Raw genomic sequence first — 21,330 nt, 5'->3', positions numbered from 1 at the left:
TTTAAAATACCTGTTACTATGAATAACATAATCACCATATGTATTAGCATGCTCTTTTTTGCTATTACACATTTGGTAACTGCGAAGAATAGCGAGCTTCATTTTTCTCAAATAACTACCAAAGACGGACTGTCTCAAAATACGGTAAGGGATATATTACAGGATAATAAAGGATTCATCTGGGCAGGAACTTTAGACGGACTTAATCGATACGACGGATATCAGATTGTGACTTACAAACCGCAAATAGGAAATCCAAAATCATTGATAGACCATCGGATTAAAAACTTATTCGAGGACAGAAACGGGTATCTCTGGATTAAAACTTACAAGAATGTGTTTTGTTGTTATGATCCCGTCACGGAATCGTTTATTGATTATCAGCAGAATATTCAGGAGAAAAACTCTCAGTATTACACCTATTATTATGAAGCCAATAACGGCGATATATGGCTATGGGGAAATACAAATGGTTGTTTAAGAATACGAAAGACCAAACAAGGCTTTACGTCTAAAAGCTTTCTTACCGATATTCCGTCTGATAATAAAAGAAACGGACGATTTTTGTTCGAAGACTCTAAAGGCTCAATATGGTATGGCGGTGAATCGGGATTGTATAAAATCAGTGAAGATAAAGCCGAAAGCTTCTTCAATAAAAATACGGTATATCATACGACGAAAGCGGTAGAATCGAATGGTAAAATATATTTTTCGACAGAGCAGGTAGGTGTATTGATTTATGATATAAAAAGAAAGGTATTTGAAGCAAATACAAGCATGCAAGCTTCGCCTATCCTTACAGATATGGCTAAGACCAAAATAGATCAGTTGCTTGTGGTTACCAAATCATCAGGTATTCAGTTTTTTAATACCCGAAACAGCGAATATACAACTCCCGGATGGGCAAAAGATAGCGATCTAAAAGGAAATATTCAGCTTATTATTGATAAGGAACAAAACATCTGGATATTTAATCATACAGGCTATATATGGTATTATAATATCCAAAATAGTGAGGTGAAAAAATTGCAACTGATTCCTCAGAATATCATAAATATTATAGATGAAGAGCGATACAATGTTTTTATAGATTCGAAGGACATTATCTGGATTACCACCTATGGAAACGGTTTGTTTTCTTATGATCCTAAAAGCGAATACCTTCAGAATTACAAATATAAGTTGGGTGAAAACAGCTTAAGCTCCGATTATTTACTGTCGATTACCGAAGACAAATTCGGCAACCTATGGTTAGGCAGCGAATATGCAGGCATAATAAAAGCCATAAAGCCCAATTACGATATACAGTATATAAGACCCGAAAACAAAATATCGATCGGTAAGAATAACAGTGTAAAAACGATTTACGAAGATTCGAACAACAATATCTGGGTAGGCACAAAAAACGGAAGCTTGTATGTATATGACCATCAAATAAAAACGATTAAACATGTTTACGAGGATTTGAATCCGTATACCATAACCGAAGACAAAAAAGCAGGTATGTGGGTAGGTACTAAAGGCAATGGTCTTTACCTTTTCGACACCAAAACTTTTAAGCAAATAGCACATTATAAGAATGACCCGAGTAATCCGAACAGCCTCAGTAACAATTCGATATTCAGCCTATTGTTAGATAATAAAAACCGCCTTTGGGTAGGTTCGTTTGGAGGAGGTATCAACCTGTTGAAAGAAGATAAGAGCACATCATCATTTATTCAGTTATTCAATCAGGAAGGTAACAGGCGTTATATACGCACCATTTATCAGGACAGCAAAGGTCTTATATGGGTGGGAACGAGTGACGGAATCATTAAATTCAAACCCGAAAATATTATTGCTAATCCTTTGGATTTCATCGCCTACAAACTGAATCTTCAAAAGGAAAATACGTTAAGCAGCAACGATGTGAAAACGATTTATGAAGACGAAGACGGGCAAATCTGGATAGGCACTGCCGGAGGGGGACTTAACAAGTATCTGGGAGATATTAATGGGGAAGGTATGTTTGAATTTTTCACTACCACCAATGGCTTGTCGGGAGATATTGTTTCGGGGATTCTTGAGGATGAGAATCATCAATTGTGGATCAGTAGCGAAAACGGTATTTCGAAGTTTGATAAAAAGTACAATTCATTTACCAATTTCCATTTTTCGGAAAACACGTATGGCAATCATTTTAATGAAAATGCGAATCTTAAGTGCCTGAATGGAAATATGTTTTGGGGAAGCCTCGATGGTTTACTCATTTTCAATCCGAAGAGTTTTGTTGCCGAAAAGAATACACCTCCTGTAACTTTCACCAACTTCTTTTTGTACGATCAGAAAGCTGAAGTAGGGAATTCTAATTCCCCCTTAAAGAAATCAATTTCTTTTTCTGATAAAATAAATTTAAGCTACAAGCAAAATACATTCACCATACAATTTGCATCACTTACATTACGTTCACCCGAAAAGAACCTATACTCATATATGCTCGAAAATTACGATAAGAAATGGAGTACTCCCAAACATGACAATAGTGCAACTTACAAAAATCTGCCTGCCGGAAAATATATATTTAAGGTACGGGGTGCCAATAGCGATGGTGTGTGGAGCGATAAAATTACTCAGATAGAAGTAGAGGTTACACCTCCTTTCTGGAAATCTACTTATGCCTATATTCTTTATAGCCTGTTATTAATCGTTGCGTTGTATTTTGCTTTCCGTTTAATCTATAAATTCGGAAAACTGAACAATGCGGTTCAGGTAGAGAAGCAACTGACCAATCATAAGTTACGCTTCTTCACCAATATTTCTCATGAATTCAGGACTCCTTTAACGCTCATTCAGGGAGCGATGGAAAATATGAACGACCAAACTAATATCCCCGATAATATCAGAAAACAGCTTGCTATTTTAGGTCGGAACTCTAATATTCTGAGCCGATTGATAGATCAATTGCTGGAGTTTAGAAAACTGCAAAATAATGTTCTCACTCTCGATTTGGAGGAGATAGACTTGATAGAGTTTATACAGGAGATTTATTCGGGATTTCAGGAGATTGCCGAACGCAAGAATATTACTTATACACTCAACACTCAATCGGAATCTTTGAGGATGTATATTGATCGCCGGAAAGTCGATAAAATAATATATAACCTGCTTTCGAACGCATTTAAGTTTACAGCAAAAGACGGTGTTGTAGAAATTTCAATTACCGTCAATCAAAAAAATGAAACTTGTACTATTTCGGTCAAAGACAATGGGATAGGTATTGATAAAGATAAACAGCATCTTTTATTCAGCAGGTTTATGCAAATTAATTTTTCATCGTCGGGAACAGGCATCGGCTTATCTCTGGTGAAAGAATTTGTGGAGGCACATAAGGGTAAAATTTGGTACGAAAACAATACAAATGGAGGATCGATATTCAATGTCGAATTTTCGACTTCAAAAGAGGTGTACAAAGGCGAAAACTTTATAACTCTTTCTATACCTGATATTATTAATGAGGAAATCAACAGAAATCAAACCGTTACCGAACAGATAAGTCCTGTTTTACCTGAAATAAGCGAGTCTACGCTTTCCAATTATAAAATGTTGATTATTGATGATAATGATGACATACGTGACTTTCTGATTGATGAATTCAGCAGATATTTTATGGTTGATTCGGCTGAAAACGGAAAACAAGGACTCCAAAAAGCAATTGAAACCAATCCCGACCTGATTATCTGCGACGTAATGATGCCCGAAATGGATGGCTTTGAGGTGACACGTCAACTGAAGCACGAGTTTCAGACTTGTCATATTCCTATTATATTATTGACTGCCCATTCTTCTATCGAACATCAATTGGAAGGTATCGAAAGCGGTGCTGATGCCTATATTATGAAACCGTTCAGCATAAAATACCTGACTACAAGAGTCTTTAAACTGATAGAGCAGCGGGAACAGTTAAAGAAAAGATTTTCAAACGAATATGTATTGGATGGCAATCTCATTACAGCAACGGATAAAGACAAGGAGTTTTTCGAAATGATTGATCGTATTTTAGAACAAAATATAGCCAATAGTGAATTTTCGGTAGATCGGTTTGCCGAACTATCGAAACTCCGCAGAACTATTTTCTATAAAAAAGTGAAAGGCATTACAGGATTTTCACCGAATGAACTGATAAAGATAAAGAGACTGAAAAAAGCTGCCGAAATGCTTCTTACGGGAGAATTTACGGTATCCGAAATATCGTATAAAGTGGGATTCGAAGATCCTTTCTATTTCAGCAAATGTTTTAAAGCTCAATACAACTGTTCACCTTCTAAATACGGTCAACTAAAAGAAGAACCCAAATCGGTGGAGGATTGAGGTCTAAGCTTATTGTACATGTATCTTGTATTTTACAGCTCCTACTCCATTGTTGTAATAGTCCGAAAAAGAGAAAGAAACAGGAACAATCGGAATCTTTACAGCTTTTGGATCTTTCAACTGATTGATAACCTCTATCAGGTTGCCTTTGATCACTTTGAATTCACCGACAGAAACCATATAAATATAATAAGCATCCATTTGTTCTGCTTTTGTCACCTCCTCGGCATTTAACTGCTCACTTTTACTCAGTTTCGATTGTATAGAATTTACTATTCCCTTTTCAAAATCGGACTCAACCAAAAGCAAAGTATTGTTACCATACTTAATTTCAGAAATATAATTCGGATTCATGGGAACAAATTTATCTTCATTCAGCTTTTCGGTCAGCAAAGGTGGGTTTGGGCGATCCATATCTGCACTAAATCGAATATTTGACACAGGATATATTAATCCATATTCATGCTTCATCGACTCTTCTTTATAGGATTTTCCGTTTAATAATTTCTCCAACGAAATTCCAAGTTCATAGAGACCTATACAATGCAAATGACGGCGAGAATAATAATATGTTCCATCTGAAGTTCTCAAAGGAAAACTAGCATCAGAATTAAAATTATCTACACCTTCTTTTTCTATTTGTTGATAAGTTTCATAAGAGGGTGTATAATTTTCTTCTATGGTAAAGTTTATGAAATTTCCTATAATTATCGGTAACTGGTTATATGCATAACCTGCTGTCTCCACACGATCCAATTTAGGGTAATTAGTCAGTTTTCCGACAAAAAGACTCCCGAGAAATATCAGTTCTTTATTGGATGAATTAATAAATAGTTTATCCGATTCAAATTCCAGATCAAAAGGTTCGGTTTCGGAATAAGTTCCACTTACGAGACGAATTAAAGAAGTGAATCCCAATCGGGGCAAAGTATATTCGGGTTTAGGCTTAGCCTCCTGATAGATATGTAATGCTTGCTTTTTATCTTTGATCTTAAAAATCAGATCAAATTCTCGAACTGTTTCGTTTCTATTCGGTTGAATATAAAGAATAACATTTGTGTCTTCCTGTGTTCCCTTTTGTTTACTTACAGTCAGCCATTCGGGCATACTCTCTATTTCCCAAGAAGTATTTGTCTGTATTTCTATAGTATCTTTACTTTCTTTATAACCCAAACTGATTTCTTTTTTAGCAAATTGAATAAAATCAGGTTGTTTACTATCTTCATTTCCTTCACAAGAAGACAATAAAAAAAGAAGCAAAGAAAGGATCAATAAATTGTTTTTCATAAAAAGATCGGTTAGCTGTTTATACTTAAAGCATTCAAAGTTAAAAAATATTTTTCATTCTTCCACCGCTTTAAGATATTTACTTAATCCATATAAGTTCAAATCTCTTATGCCTTCGGCTACAAAAGAAGCAACCTTTGTAGCTCCTTTATCCATCATGTGAGTGTCATCTTTCAATCCATCAGGTTTAGCATGGTCTACACCTGCTTCCACCCAACGATAATAAGGTATAGATGCCGAATCGCCTAACATGGTTATAAAATCACGCGTCTTTAAATTTATATCAATCAAGGGAACGGCGTGTTCTCTGGCTACTTTTCGGGTAATAACGGGATAGCCTTTCAAACGATCATCAACCAGATTACCATCTTTAAAAGTACGCATCACAAGTGAGGTCAATAATACAGGATAAGCGTCTTTAACTCTTACATCGTGAATAAATTTCAGCAGATTCTTTTCATAATCTTCGTAAGATGCATGTCTTTCGGGACGAGTTGATGCATCATTATGTCCAAATTGGATAAATACATAATCGCCTGCTTTTACTTCCAACAGCAATCGATCCCAACGCCCTTCGCTTATAAAGGTTTTGGTACTTCTTCCTCCTATTGCATGATTAACGACCTGCACATTATCCGTGAAATATTTTTCAAGCATTTGTCCCCACCCTTTTATCAAACCGTCTTTTTCTTCCTTATAACTCTGAGCTGTAGAATCTCCTGCTATAAAAATTCTTATTTTAGGTTCAGAAGATTTAAAACTGCATAGCAGAATAAAAAGAACTGCTAAAACTAATTTATTTTTCATGTTTTTATTTTTGTTGGGCAAATTATTTTTCGCCCCTACTTTCATTCTTTCCAGACAGATACACCTGCCGTGGGTATTTCTTTTCCTCCAATAATGTATTGTACGTTTTCAGCCAAAGGTAAACTCAATGTCTTATCGGCATAATTCACTGCAATACCAAAGCCATCGCGATATTCGATATGTAAACCGGCAGGTAGATCAAGAATCGGAATGTTTAATTGTGAATAAAGCCTCTTCAAAACATCTTTCTCCAATTCTCCCTTTTGAGAATCGACACCCACATACGTTACTGATCCTTTTCCTAGACGATGATGTATGACAGAAGAACTTCCTTCATAAAAATCACCTTGATACGTAGCCCATGTTTCGGTTCCGGCATCAGTCTTTAAGATTTCGCCCCAACTAGTCCAGCTATAAGGCTTTCCTTCAAAAATTACATTATCGGGAGTAGTGGGTTGTAAAAGATCATAGAACTCTATCTGAGCACCTATCAATGGATAAATAAGTTCTCCAAACTTAGCTTCAAAGAGTTGTCCGTTGCGTGTTTTATGCCCCGATCGGGCAGTTAATACAAGATTGCCGCCTTGCTCTGCATAGGCTTTCCATCGTTGCACCAATTCGGGATCGATCATTTCATAAGCAGGGGCAATAATCACATTGTATTTTGAGAATCCGGCTCTTTCGTCAATGAAGTCGACAGGAGCACCAAAGTTTTTCAAAGCATTATAATACTTATCTATGTGTTTTTCCGTATTCCATTCTGTTGTTTGCTTGTTGCGTTCCATTTCCCACGTATTCTCGTGATTGTAGAGAATGGCGGTTCTTCTTTTCTCGTAAGCTTCGGGATTTTTAGCATCTGCCTTGTATTCTTTTCGAAGCGATGCTATTTCTTTGATAAATGCAGAATATTCTAATCCACTTGGAGTTGGTGTTACTCCATCCGATCCGACAATACCATAATGATATAGTTCGGTTCCATAAATGGGCTGACGATAACGATACGTACAAGCAAACTTACTGCCTCCTGCAAAAACATGCCACAACCACAAACGAACAGTTCCCGGTAGAGGTTGAGAGTTTATCGTACCCCAGTTTACTTGCCCCGGCTGAAGTTCCATAATGCCATAAACACCATCTATAGGACGGAAGAAATCATTGGCTTTTGCAATACGTTCAACAGGTCCTAAGCGATACCCTTTACGCCCTATTCCATAATTTTCGCCAAACACCATATAACGGGTATAGGAATGGAAATCCAATTGGTCGCTTTTTCGTAAATGTCCGTCCTCATATAGGGGAATATAATTAGTAGTAACCCATTGTGTGGGAATACTGTATTTTCGGATAGTTTTGGTCTGATCATCCAAAAATGTAGCCATCTCATCGGTTATAAACCTGTTATAATCCAGAATTTGATGTGTATTCATAAACATTTGAGAAGTCTGAGGAATATTTATCTCCGAAAAATCAGAATACACCTGACTCCAGAAGTTAGTACCCCAAGCTTTGTTCAAAGCAGCAATAGTGGTATATTTGTTTTTCAACCATGTGCGAAATCTTTTATGAGCATCTTCTCCATAATCAGCAACAGGGCGAGGTTCGTTATCTAACTGCCAACCCATAATACGTTTATCGTTGCCAAAATGCTGAGCCAGTTTATCGATCATTTTCAGAGAGTATTCTCTATAAAATGTATTCGATGGCGATGGGTGCTGACGTGCTCCATGATCCATCTTCGTTCCATTTTCACGAGTTATCAATACATCGGGATATTTCCGAACCAACCACACAGGCGGTGTGGCAGTTGAAGTACACATAATTACTTTCAGTCCGTTTTTATCTGCCAGATCAACGGCTTTGTCTAACCAGGCAAAATCATAAACACCTTCTTGTGGTTCGAGCTGTGCCCATGCAAATTCGGCATAATGTACAAAGTCGAATCCGAGGTCTTTTATTTGTTTCAAATCCCTCTCCCATTGGCTTTCGTCCCAATGTTCGGGATAATAATAAGTACCCACAATTGTCAAATCCTTCGGATCGAAAAAAGGGTCTGCTTTTTGGGCATTGAGTCCCAAAGTAAAAGCTATTAATAATAGTCCTGTAAGAAGTTTCTTCCTCATGTTCTCTATTTTAAATAATAGCGAGCAGATACATAGGTCTGCCCCTACGATACCAATTATTGTATTATATTTTTCAATTCATCGGGAGCATCTTGGGTGTGGGTATTTATACGCTCGCCTTCAAGTTTCGTAAAATCCTCTATAACCGATAGGTTTAAATCCGATTCAGGATAGAAAAATCCAGATGTCATGTATTTAGTTATCGCATAATAGAGTTGACGTGCTACAGGGCGTTTATCTAAATCGGATTGAATATCGGCACTGCAAACCACGATCTTGCCTTTACCCACATTTGCCTCGAATAACATACCTAGTTTACGGTTTATAAACCAAGTATCAATAGGTTGTACGATAGGTTGAAAGTCAGCAGGAAAACTATTCATTTCCATTGTCTGAGCTTTATTTGTCAGCTCCCACCATTGCAAGCCTGTATAAAAATCAGTCGGGAAGTTTTTAAAAATGGGGTGATTATCTCGGATCAATGTTCCAACGGTATGTGGCGGACGCATTTTAAACCACGATGTATTCCAGAAAGCAGGTGTCATGTATTGTACGACATCTTTCCCCTGCTCTACTTTTCCGGCCAATAAGAGTAATACTTTTCCTCCGTTATTCAGAATATCTTTTGCTTTGGGATCTATTGTTTGAGTAATATAAATATCCGAAGTATTCACTTCCGGCAAAGTGGCAGGATATACCCAGAAATCCCAATTGTTAGTTATATCCGAACACGGAATATTCACTTCGAGATTCAACTTTGAAGCTTTATCAATGGTATTTAAAGGAAAGGATATTGTTCCTAAATTCTGACAATTTCCTATAGCTATATCTTTGGCTGATAACTGTCCTTTTCGAATAACTTTTCCATAAGTATCTTTGATAGTCCAATTAACAGGAGTTTGTTTCAGTTCCTTTTCTCCGAAATGCGAAACTTCGATTCGAGCCTGCACTGTTTCGTTATTTTCGAATACAAACTTATCCATACGGGAAAGTAAAACCGTTGGTGCACAAAACTTACGGAACTCTTCACTATTTATATATCCTTTATCTTCCCAGAAGGCATTTAGAACACCAACTAGAGCAGTTCCTTGTCCCGAATAATCATTCAGACTGAGTAATTGAAATCCTGCATAGTTAGACGTACGCAATGTTTTTTCTATTTCATTTTTATAGACTAAAGCTTGTAATTTGCCCGATGCTCTCAGAAAAGCAGCAGATAGATCGCCCATATTACGGTCTTTGAGATCTTGACGGAACAGTTCGAAATTACGGGCACGCATCACACCTGTATATCTGTCAATCTCGGTAAAATCGGGGAATACACACCACTGTCCTGTTTCGTGCGATACATAGGGCTGTCTAACGGTATCAATACGAGCCTGATAGTCCGAATTAGATTCAGGTCGTTCGTCTGACCATGTTAAACCTCTTGCTCCTGCTTTTACATGAAACTGATTACGGGGTTGCCATGCCCAGCCATTCCCCACAGAAGCACCTGTATAAACTCGCCGTGAATCGGTTTCTTTCCAGTAATCCACAAATTTACTTACCCATGCTACCCAACGTCCACGAGGTTCGTTACCAATGGCAAACATGGCAAAAGATGGATAGTTACCATATTGTTTAACAATGCGTTTGGCTTCTTCCCACAAGTAATTGTCCACTGGCTCGCCATTACCTAACGACGATCCGTGATTGGGCCATGTAGGTCCTTCGGGTTGCAAATAGAAACCAACCAAATCGGCAGCTATCATAGCTGCTTCGGGTGGACAAAACGAATGGAACCGCATGTGGTTCAAACCATATTGGCGGCAGATACGAAATACCCGTTCCCACGATTCTATATCCATGGGAGCATAACCTGTCAATGGAAAAACACAGTTCTCGACCGTACCCCTCAGCATGGTTTTACGACCATTGATATAGAAATATTTATCTTGAATGGTAAACTCACGCATCCCGAATTGTACTTGTCGTACATCTTTGCCTGCTTTAGTTTGTAAGGTCGCTGTAAGTCTATATAAATTAGGATTAAATTCATCCCACAATTGCATCTCATCACCCATTGGTAGATCAATCGATAAAGTAGTAGCTTTTCCCTGAGGTTTGAAACTTTGCTTAACAGGTATTACAACATGTCGTTTGTCTCCATTAAAACTTTCTGCCTTAAGTAAAATTTCGCCCGAAGTGCTGCCTTCGATATAAACAGTAACAACTGCTTTCTTAGCTTTCAGATCGGGAAAGATCTGAATATCTTCGATATATGTCTGAGGTGTGGCTTGTAGTTCTAAGCGACCTACTACCCCATTCCAGTTTCCTTGCGTTTGGTCGGTTATACTATGGGAGTCTTTGCCTACGTTGATTTCTTTGGTTCGGTTATCAATCCGCAGACTGATCGTGTTCTTACCTATTTTAAGATAAGGCGTTACGTCAAATACATGGGGTACTGATAACGAGTTTCGTATACCGACCTCTTTATCATTGATCCAAAGCATGGTTTCGGTATGAGGACGTTCCAAAAACAAAATAATACGTTCTCCTTTCCACGAATTTGGAATAACTACATCACGTTGATACCACGCTGCTCCAACATAATACTTAAGAGGAGTTAACCAGAAAGGAAGTTTCAAATTATCCTGTTTCCTGTATTTTTCCAATCTTGGATTAAAGAAAAAAGAACTATCATAAATACTGGCTGTCCAATCGGTATGAAGTGTAACTTCATCTCCTTTTCGGTTCTCGGTCATCGAACCGGGCAGAACTATTTCGTCTCTCAGCATTCGGGAATACCATCGTTCGGTAAGTCCTTTATCCTGTGCATCGATATCGAAACGCCACGTTCCTTGCAAATCAATCTTCTTTTGCTGCGAAAAAATGGATAAGCCGAGTAAAAGGAATAAACTAACGAAACAAATTCTTAAAAGGGGACAAGCCAAGTGCCTCATAATAGTATACGGTTTAATTTTTTAGATTCAGGTAAAAGCAGAACACAAATATATTAATCACAGCACTAACCTTCTATGTAAATTCATTCAAAAACCTATAGATTTTGACATATTAAATATAGGATTAGACATATCACCACCTCATAATAGCATCTAAGAGATAATATTACATCTATCCGGATTATTTTACATTGTATACCCAGATCAAACAGCTTATTTTTGTTTGAATAGTTTTATTTAAGGCCGCAGACCTTTTTATTGCTTTGGCAGGTATAACAAATATAGATTGTTACAACTATAAAATACACCCATAAATTTTATTCTTTAGTTAAGTAGAAAAATAATCAATTACACTTTTCCCGATAACGGGAATGCACTTTATCATGAGAGCAAAACAGTCCGAAGTGATTTCGGACTGTTTTATTCTTTATATAGATGATGTTTGTTTACAATTTCACGACAAGCAGCCTGTCACAGACAAACTTACTCAGAACTTCCGATGTTTTTTGTTGATGGTCAACAGTCATACTTCCATCAAAATTTTCAACAGATTCGATGGTCAATTTCACACCCAATGTTAAGCTGCGTTTACTCAGAAAGTTGAGAAAATCTTCGGATGAATCTATAACTGCCGAAAGGGTAACTGTTTCACCAATTTTGCAATCACTTAATCTATGATAGTCTATTTGCGGTATATTTCCTTTTTTATCGGGAATAGGAGATCCGTGTGGATCTATATGCGGGTGATTTAATAATTCGTCCATCCTGTCGAAAAAAACAGTCGAATCAATATGTTCAATCTGTTCAGCAATCGAATGAACTTCTTCCCAGCCAAGTCCCATACGTTCATACAGAAACATCTCGGTCAGACGGTGTTTGCGAAGTATAAGTGCAGCTTGTTGTCTCCCCAGTTCAGTTAACTTCAAGGGTTTATAGCTTTCGTAATGAATCAAGCCTTTTTCAGCAAACTTCTTCATCATGCTATTTACTGTAGACATCTTGATATCTAATGACTTGCTTAACTCATTTACAGTAGCTTCACCCAGTTTATTTTCCAGATAAAACAAATTCTTCAGATAATTTTCTTCGGTTGGAGACATTGTGATACAAATATATATAAAAAGCGAACAACATTAAAATAAGAGCCAAATAAATTTGTTTTATTAATCTAACTTTATAATTTTACAATTCTAATCATTATAAATAAAGAAGGAGAACAATGGGAAATGAAGCTTTACAAATAGAAACCAGACTATCGGAACTCATCTACGGGGAGAAAGCAAAGATAGTTGGTATAGAAGAAAGCTGCAAAGGTGAAATAAGAAGACGCCTGCTCGATCTTGGTTTTGTGAGAGGAACAATCATTACCGTTCAGAACATCAGCCCATTAAGTAATCCTGTAGCTTATAGTTTACGTAATACACTGATTGCCTTACGAAACGAGCAAGCACAATGTATATTAATAAAGAAACTAACTGACAATGACAAGCGCTTGTAATACATGCAAATACAATACAAACTCCGATCTGAAAAAGATGGGAGAGAAAACCGACACGTTTGATTATACGATAGCTCTTGCCGGAAATCCGAATACGGGAAAAAGCACGGTATTCAATACGCTTACGGGACTTCGCCAACATACGGGCAACTGGCCGGGAAAAACGGTTACTACGGCTCAAGGTAGTTTTTCGTTCTTAGATAAGAAATTCAAATTGGTTGACCTTCCGGGAACTTATTCCTTATTATCAACCTCCGAAGACGAAGAGGTTGCCCGAGATTACATTCTGTTTGGTAAACCCGATGTCACTATCGTGGTAGTTGATGCCAGCAGACTGGAGCGAAACTTAAATCTGGCTTTACAGATTCTGGAGATTACCGATAAGGTAGTCTTGTGTGTCAACCTAATGGATGAAGCCAAAAGGCACCATATAGAAATAGACGACAGAACGCTTGCCCGAGATCTGGGAATACCTGTTGTTACCACCAGTGCGAGATCAAACGAAGGTATAACAGAATTACTACACACAGTACATGATTTGGCTATAGGTGAGATCAAAACCAGACCTCATCACTTTCAGGATATACCAAGAAAAACCAATACTGCCATTGAGAGATTAAATGAGGAGCTAATTAAACTATATCCTCATCTACCCAACAGCCGATGGATAGCCATGCGCCTATTGGAAGGTGACGAAAGTATAGTTAAGGCTCTTAAAGAAGGGAGATTTCAGGAATGAAAGAAGATAAACAGACACTTGATAATTTATTGAAACTGGCGGAAGAATTACGAAAGGATGTTGGTGACAACTACCACGATAATCTGACCGAAAGTTTCTATGCAGACGCAGCAAAAATAGTAAAAAGCTCAGTTAAATCGGATGACCAACACCGCTCATTTCGAGTTGACCGGGCTATAGATAATATAGTGACGAGCCGGATCTGGGGATTTCCTATCATGTTGCTCCTACTTGGGTTTGTGCTTTGGCTAACCATAATCGGGGCGAATTATCCGTCTCAATTATTATCGTCCCTATTTTTGGATACTATTTATCCGTTCCTGAAAACAGGAGCAGACAGCCTTAGTATTCCTTGGTGGATAAGCGGATTATTGATTGATGGCGTGTATCTTGCCACAGCTTGGGTAGTAGCTGTGATGCTTCCCCCGATGGCAATATTTTTCCCTTTGTTTACATTAATGGAAGATTTTGGCTATTTACCACGTATAGCTTTCAATCTCGATAATCTATTCCGTAAAGCAGGTGCACACGGAAAACAAGCTCTCACCATGAGTATGGGTTTTGGTTGCAATGCTGCCGGAGTAGTAGCTACACGTATTATAGACAGTCCCAGAGAAAGACTCATTGCCATCATTACCAATAACTTTTCGCTATGTAACGGACGATGGCCTACACAAATTCTGATTGCTACTATATTTATCGGGGCAGTTGTTCCAACAGGACTTTCTCAGATAGTATCCACAGGATCGGTTATTGGAATAGCGGTATTAGGAATTGGATTTACTTTTGCCGTCTCTTGGTTTTTATCCAAAACCATGCTTAAAGGCGAGGCTTCATTCTTTATTCTGGAGCTTCCTCCCTATCGTCCACCACGCATATGGCAAACCATTTACACTTCTTTAATCGACCGGACATTGATAGTCTTAGGGCGTGCGGTAGTATTTGCAGCACCTGCAGGAGCTATTATATGGCTGATCAGCAATATAAACATTGGAGATCAGAGTATTGCCATCTGGATGATAGACGGGTTGTCTCCTTTCGGACTGATACTCGGACTGAATGGGGTTATTCTTCTGGCTTATATTGTGGCTATTCCTGCCAACGAAATTGTAATACCAACCATACTTATGCTCACCACCCTTACCTTAAGCAGTATGGGGATAGGCAACGGGGCAGGCGTGCTTTTCGAAGGTTCGGAGAATGAAGTTGCAAATATTCTACATGCGGGAGGATGGACATTACTTACAGCCGTAAATCTCATGTTGTTCAGCTTACTGCATAATCCGTGCAGTACAACTATTTATACTATCTACAAAGAAACCCGAAGTGCTAAATGGACTGCAGTTGCCTCTTTGCTTCCTCTAGTATTGGGTCTTGTAGTTTGTTTTTTGGTTGCTCAAATCTGGAAACTCTTCTGATAGACAGCTTCTTGTTATAAATACAGTCCTTTAAACAGTGAACTATTTAACCCTAAATTGGTTCAATAAGATAATCACTGTTCAAGAAGCCCTCATGAGAAAAGCCTTAATAACTATTTACCTGATAATGGTATGTATATGCATATCTTTCACTGCCAAAAGTCAGGAAGAAGGAAGGAAAGTAAATATTATACCCTTTCCCGTTATTGCAACAAATCCTACGGTTGGATTTGCCTATGGTGTTTCTCCCGGATTTACCTGGCATATGGGGAATAGCCAAAATACAAGCATGTCGTCCGTTGTAGGTGCACTGGTTTATACCACTAACCAGCAATTACTTTTCAGCGTCAGAGGGAATACCTTCTTGGAGGGAGACAAGTGGAACATTATGGCAGACCTGAGGTATCAGATGACCTCTCAACCAACATACGGACTAGGTACGGGAAGCGGATCAATACATCCGATAGTAAATAACGATTATGGATACTCGGAAAGGCATTATCTCAAAAAACATCAGATGATAGAATATGATCTGATAAGGGCATACATGACGGGATTGAGAAGGTACGAAGACACTCGCTTTTTCTACGGCTTAGGCTACCACTTGGATGTAATATATGATATAGACGATCACTTGCTCAATCTGGATACAATACCTCAACAGATAACACAACATTATAGATACAATACGCTTAAAAATTTCAGCACAACGGGCAATACGGTATCGGGTATATCATTAAACCTGATGTACGACAGCAGGGATAATATAGCCAACCCTTATTCGGGACGCTATGCGTTTGCCAGCTGGCGGATAAATCCCAAATTCATAGGAAGCACACAAAATTCGAGTACACTGTGGTTAGAATATCGGGATTACTTCAATCTTTCGGAAGAGCGTCCACGCCATATGATTGCGTTATGGACTTACGGATGGTTTGTCACAAGCGGCAACTTGCCCTACATGAACTTGCCTGCCATCGGTTGGGATATGTTCAGCCGATCGGGAAGATCATATACATCGGGGCGTTTCAGAGGCGAAGATTTAGTATATACAGAAGTCGAATATCGTTTTCCCTTGCAGCGAAATAGCGATCTGTTAGGCGGAGTTATTTTTGCGAACACAACTACAGCAAGCAGTCGCACGGAGGATATCAATCTCTTTCAGAATATAAATCTGGCTTATGGACTGGGGCTTCGTGTTATGATCAATAAGAAAAGCCGCTCGAATGTCAACCTAGATTATGGATGGGCTACGAATGGTTCACAAGGTCTTTTCATCTCCCTGAATGAAGTATTCTAAACAAAAACGGCTGATATATTACCCACTTTATTCAACAACAAGCACAGCTACTACCTACTCGATATCAACAAATTAAAACACCTGCAACAGATTAACAATTCACTATTTTATCCTCACGTAGAGGTTTGTTTCCGGCAACAAAGTATATTTGACTAAAATACAGAATCCCGAGCATATCAGGATTCTTTTTGATTAAAACAACTTCGAATAAAAGGAAAATCAGAATATAAACATGAAAGAGACCTATCTGGCAATCGATTTAGGCAGATCAGAATTACATATCGGAGAGGTAAATGCAAAAGGGGAAATTCTTCACTCCAAAAGATACGGAATTGGTTATATCAATCAGACAACAACCCTTGCTGTTATTAAACGATCGCTCGAAGACTATATAGTAACGGATGGGTGGGCTACAGAATCAAGACCTATCGCAATGGGAATCAGCCTTGTGGGAAATGTAAATAATAGAGATGGAGTCTGGTTGCAAAATGATTCAAAAGGCAACCGTCCCATACATTTAGCTAAAGCTTTACATGGAGTGTATGGTATACCATGCTACATAGAGACCAATATAAAGAGCATAACGAAGGCTGAAAGATTATGGGGAAACGAAAAGCATCCGGATAATTTCGTTTACATAAATATTGGTTCCGATATCGATGCTGTATTTGTTGTAGATACACAGTTAACTCACAGTTCATATTTTGGGATACAAGATGTAAAACACATGGATGTAGGAATAGATATTGGGATCAAATGCAACTGTGGGCGGTACAATTGTGTGGAATGTATTGCCGGAGAAGCCGGTTTTGATAAATCCGCACGATTATTAAGCAATACTTACTCAACTAATCTTTATATACCGCACGACGAAAAGATTAAAGTAGATATTAAAGAGATTTACTTTCTATCCCAACAAGGTGACAGTCTTTGCACACAACTGGTTGATAATGCTGTTAATGGAATAGCAGGTTTAATCATGAACTTAATCAGAATAAGCAATCCCGATAAGGTTATTATAGGAGGAACTATTATGGCAAATAACTTCATATACCAGAGGATTATCAAAATACTGAGTAAGGCAAATTTACGTTTAGATCCTCATAATATCGTATTAAGCCGATTTACTCCTCAGGATGCAGGACTAATCGGTGCAGCAGCTGTAGCGATAAATAAATAAACATCCTGTTTTAGTTCTATAACCTTAATTCTATAAGCTCTATGTTAATTAAGAAGGCAGCTCAGGCGTCTACTTAATAAAACTAGATCATCTTTTGAACAGTTCTAATTTTTAGCCAAACTTTTATTTTTGACTCTTAAGTAATCGTAAGTATACAATACAACTCCATCTCAGCTATAAATCGATAGTTGCATTTATACTTACCTAAGTAACAAATAGGTTTAAGACCTTAAAATTATTATCACTATGAGAAATCTTTCGCTCTTTTTTATTCTCTTTCTCCTTACTATTCATCCTTGCCAAGCTAATAATGAACTGGATTCATTATTCATCGAATTAGACAATAAGATAAAAAAAAAGGATATCTATATTGAACTCAAAGAAATAAGAATTAAAGAATTAAAAACGGAAAGTAACAGCACTAATTTATCCATAAACAATGCCTATGCATTAAATACTCTTCTGTACAAAGAATATAAATCGTATATATCCGATTCTGCAATTGCTTATCTGAATAAAAATCTTGACTTAGCTGCTATCTTAAAAGATCAAACCAAGATAAACGATACCTCTATAGCTATGGCGAATCTTTTTGCCATATTGGGTATGTACAAAGAAGCTATAGACATGATTGACCGTGTAAATAGAGATTATCTGGATAAATCACAAATGATAGAATACTATTCAACCCAAAGAATCATCTACAATAGTTTAGGCTTATACTCTCATAATAACAGGGATAAATCACGATATCAACAAATGGCAAAAGCCTTTAGGGATACATTATCTAATATTGCCGATAAATCATCGGAGGCATATCTCAGGATAGAGGAAATCCAATTAAGAATCGATGGACGCATTTCGGATGCACTACTTGTAAATAACAGACGATTAAGCATGACTGTAATAGGAACTCCTGAATATGCATTGGTCACTTTTAATCGCTCTTTACTGTACCGCAAAAACAACGATACGATTATGGAAAAAAAATACTTGATATTATCCGCCATTTCGGATATTCAATCATCCATCAGAGACAATGCATCTATACCTATTCTGGCCAACATGCTTATGCAGGAAGGAAATATCGATCGGGCATACAAGTATGTCCGCTTCTCGTTAGATAATATAAATGATTACAATACACGTTTCAGAAGTTCGGAGATTCTAAGCATTCAAACAATAATAGAAAAAGCATATCAAAAAAAAACTGAAGAGCAGAATAACAAATTACGGCTTTTTCTGATATTGATAAGCATATTGTTGGTTTTGCTCACTGTATCTATTTTTTATGTGTATAAGCAGATGAAGAAGGGAATCATAATCGGAAAGCGGTTAAAAGAAGCCAATCTCGAATTAAATACTCTGAATCAGAAATTACATAATATGAACAACGAACTTCGCAAGCTGAATATGGAAGTTGTAGAGGCCAATCAGATTAAAGAAGAATACATTGGATATTTTCTGGACGAATGTTCTAAATATATAGATAAACTAGATGCTCTCAGAAAGACTATAAATAAAAAAATACAAGAAAAGCAGATCGAAAGCCTTTATAAAATGACCAAGAATAATAATATGAAGGATGATGAACTGAAAGAGCTGTTCCGCAATTTTGATATTATGTTTACCCATCTGTTTCCTGATTTTGTGGAAAAATTCAACTCTTTGTTGATGGATGAAGAACAAATCAGTCTAAAAAAGGGAGAAACTCTAAATAATGAACTTAGAATATATGCACTTATCAGATTAGGAATTGATGACAGTGGTAAAATTGCCAATTTTCTAGGGTATTCTGTCAATACAATCTATAACTACAGGGCTAAAACAAAAAATAAAGCTAAAATTTCGCGTGAAGATTTTGACTGGACAGTAAAAAAGATCGGGACTTTCCGAAAATAATCAACCCGGTTCCTTTTAAAGGCTATAATACAAAATTTGCGGAGGTGGCTATCTCCGCAAATTTTGTATTATAGTTCTTATATTGAAATGATTCTCTATCAATTTTTCAACAACAAACATGTTCCGGCTGAATACCCACCACCAAAAACGGAGAGGCAAATCAGATCATCTTCACGGATCTTATCATAATTTTGAGCAAGAACCAAAAGGGCACTTGTAGATCCCGTATTGCCTAACTCCTCAATATTAGTCATTGTTTTATCCTCTGAAATATCCAATTCCTTGAGTACATGCGATATTATTCTTTTATTGGCCTGATGTCCTATAAAGTAAGAGAGGTCATTAATAACATATCCGTTTTTATCCAGAATATCTTTCGTATTTTGCACCAGATAAGTACAAGCTCGCATAAATACGTCTCTGCCATATGGCATTCGTAGGTCACCACTCGTCAGATCAAGAGTCACGGCCTTAGGTCCATGCCCAATATGGGCTAACCCTTGCGTTGTTATATCCACAACTCTTAATTCATCATCCGAGTATTTTTCTGATGAAAAAAAGTATGCAGTAGCTGCATCTCCCCATAAATGACCCGACATAGGATCTTTGTCATCCGAATAACTTGAATTCCGTTCGGCACAAATAAGCAAAGCCTTTGTTGCTATATGAGTCTTAAAAAAAGATTGTATAATTTCCATCGCATTCACTGCCGATGAACAGGCTGATGAGATATGAAATACTTTAGCCTTTCTCATTTCAAATTGCCTTTGAATAACATGAGCTGTTGTACCAATAGTATCAGACAAAGTGTATGAAGCAAATATAATAAGATCTATATCAGTTTCACTATATGGTAACAGAGGCAATGCCTTCAACACTGCCTCTGTACACATATAATCCATAGTTTCTTCTTCTGTAGCTCTGGATCTGGTCAGGATGCCGGTTCGTTGATATATCCAATTTGCATCGAGTCCGTTAATATCCTTAAAGTGATCGTTTGAAATTCGTTGGTCAGGAACGTAATAACCTATAGCGTTAATATACATGATTGAATAGTTTGATTTTAATCTATAAATATATTTACAAAATCAAAATCTGGCGTTCGATTTAATCATAAAGTTATTATTTGATCTTGTTTTTTATATTTATTTTAACAAAAAGTCAGTTTTTAAATATTTTCAAAAAAAATCAGACTACCATGTATTGTAAGCCATATTCACGATCGATTATAGTGCCCTACCTTTAAACACATCCGATTCGGATTTCGGATATAAATAACCCGAAAAAGTTATAACCCGACTATTAAAGTTGGGTGTTACTATTGCTGTACATTGATTACTGCCGGCTACCATATTAATAGTTACCACTGCTGATACTCCGGTACCAAATACATTCATAGAGAAAGTAACATTTCCTTTTTTGTCTGTCTTTGTCTTGATATTCGATGCTGTTCCGTCTACTGTAATACCACCCATCCCGTTAGGTCCGGCATATGGTGAGTTGAATGCCAACTGTATGGTAGCTTTGTCACCAGTCATAGAAACAAAGTTTGTACTGGGAGATACATAGCTATAACGCCCATTTTTAAAAGTAACACGGTCTGCTTCAAGCACAAATTCATGACTATTTAAAGCCTCTACTGCTTTTTGAAACTTGAATTCTTTCTCTGCATTTTTCGCCTCTTTAACCGCAGGATCCTGAGTCTTACATCCTGATAAGACCAACACGATTGATGCTAATAAAAATAAAGCTTTTTTCATATTTCTAAATTTATGTCAATTTTTGAG

At 37.3% G+C, this 21,330-nt stretch carries 12 protein-coding genes and 1 pseudogene; 6 read left to right on the top strand and 7 right to left on the bottom strand.

Features of this window, described 5'->3' with window-relative positions; all coding sequences use genetic code 11:
* Positions 1-18 precede the first annotated feature (18 nt).
* Complete coding sequence (locus G7050_RS11070) at positions 19-4,347, top strand: two-component regulator propeller domain-containing protein (protein WP_166115281.1); 4,329 nt, start codon at positions 19-21, stop codon at positions 4,345-4,347.
* Between the two features lie 9 nt (positions 4,348-4,356).
* Here the strand turns inward: G7050_RS11070 and G7050_RS11065 are convergent, their stop codons facing one another.
* From G7050_RS11065 to G7050_RS11045, 5 genes are all read right to left on the bottom strand, one after another.
* Positions 4,357-5,634 carry a BACON domain-containing protein gene (locus tag G7050_RS11065; protein WP_166115278.1) on the bottom strand — a complete coding sequence of 426 codons (1,278 nt, stop codon included), beginning with the start codon at positions 5,632-5,634 and terminating at the stop codon, positions 4,357-4,359.
* 54 nt (positions 5,635-5,688) lie between these two features.
* On the bottom strand, positions 5,689-6,441 hold the full coding sequence (locus tag G7050_RS11060; RefSeq protein ID WP_166115276.1) for a rhamnogalacturonan acetylesterase: 753 nt from the start codon (positions 6,439-6,441) through the stop codon (positions 5,689-5,691).
* A 41-nt stretch (positions 6,442-6,482) separates the two neighbouring features.
* Positions 6,483-8,561 (bottom strand): beta-galactosidase, encoded by a 2,079-nt coding sequence (locus G7050_RS11055; RefSeq protein ID WP_166115273.1) that lies wholly within the window; start codon positions 8,559-8,561, stop codon positions 6,483-6,485.
* A gap of 56 nt (positions 8,562-8,617) precedes the next feature.
* Positions 8,618-11,506, bottom strand: a complete 2,889-nt coding sequence (locus G7050_RS11050; RefSeq protein ID WP_166115271.1) for a sugar-binding domain-containing protein — start codon at positions 11,504-11,506, stop codon at positions 8,618-8,620.
* A 446-nt stretch (positions 11,507-11,952) separates the two neighbouring features.
* Positions 11,953-12,606: a metal-dependent transcriptional regulator gene (locus G7050_RS11045; protein WP_166115269.1), complete on the bottom strand. Its 654-nt coding sequence runs from the start codon at positions 12,604-12,606 to the stop codon at positions 11,953-11,955.
* Between the two features lie 119 nt (positions 12,607-12,725).
* On the opposite strand from G7050_RS11045, the gene G7050_RS11040 reads away from it, so the two are divergent.
* From G7050_RS11040 to G7050_RS11020, 5 genes and pseudogenes are all read left to right on the top strand, one after another.
* On the top strand, positions 12,726-13,004 hold the full coding sequence (locus G7050_RS11040) for a FeoA family protein (RefSeq protein ID WP_221412801.1): 279 nt from the start codon (positions 12,726-12,728) through the stop codon (positions 13,002-13,004).
* A pseudogene (gene feoB / locus G7050_RS11035) lies at positions 12,988-15,161 on the top strand (ferrous iron transport protein B). Before G7050_RS11040 ends, feoB begins: the two are co-directional and overlap by 17 nt.
* 94 nt (positions 15,162-15,255) lie before the next feature.
* Positions 15,256-16,461 (top strand): BamA/TamA family outer membrane protein, encoded by a 1,206-nt coding sequence (locus G7050_RS11030; RefSeq protein ID WP_221412800.1) that lies wholly within the window; start codon positions 15,256-15,258, stop codon positions 16,459-16,461.
* Between the two features lie 232 nt (positions 16,462-16,693).
* A complete protein-coding gene (locus G7050_RS11025) occupies positions 16,694-17,641 on the top strand; it encodes an ROK family protein (protein WP_166115267.1) in 948 nt (315 codons plus the stop codon).
* Between the two features lie 246 nt (positions 17,642-17,887).
* Entirely contained in the window at positions 17,888-19,543 is a 1,656-nt protein-coding gene (locus G7050_RS11020; RefSeq protein ID WP_166115264.1) for a DUF6377 domain-containing protein, read from the top strand.
* A 98-nt stretch (positions 19,544-19,641) separates the two neighbouring features.
* On the opposite strand, the gene G7050_RS11015 is transcribed toward G7050_RS11020, so the two are convergent.
* Both G7050_RS11015 and G7050_RS11010 read right to left on the bottom strand, forming a co-directional pair.
* On the bottom strand, positions 19,642-20,589 hold the full coding sequence (locus G7050_RS11015) for a 3-oxoacyl-ACP synthase III family protein (RefSeq protein ID WP_166115261.1): 948 nt from the start codon (positions 20,587-20,589) through the stop codon (positions 19,642-19,644).
* Positions 20,590-20,769: 180 nt separating this feature from the next.
* The gene (locus tag G7050_RS11010) at positions 20,770-21,303 is read right to left on the bottom strand and encodes a DUF4251 domain-containing protein (protein ID WP_166115258.1); all 534 of its coding nucleotides are present in this window, start codon (positions 21,301-21,303) and stop codon (positions 20,770-20,772) included.
* Positions 21,304-21,330 lie beyond the last annotated feature (27 nt).

This window comes from Dysgonomonas sp. HDW5A, assembly GCF_011299555.1.
Classification (GTDB): Bacteria; Bacteroidota; Bacteroidia; order Bacteroidales; family Dysgonomonadaceae; genus Dysgonomonas_A.
Note: the sequence above shows the minus strand (reverse complement) of the source record. Positions and strands in the feature narration are given on the sequence as shown.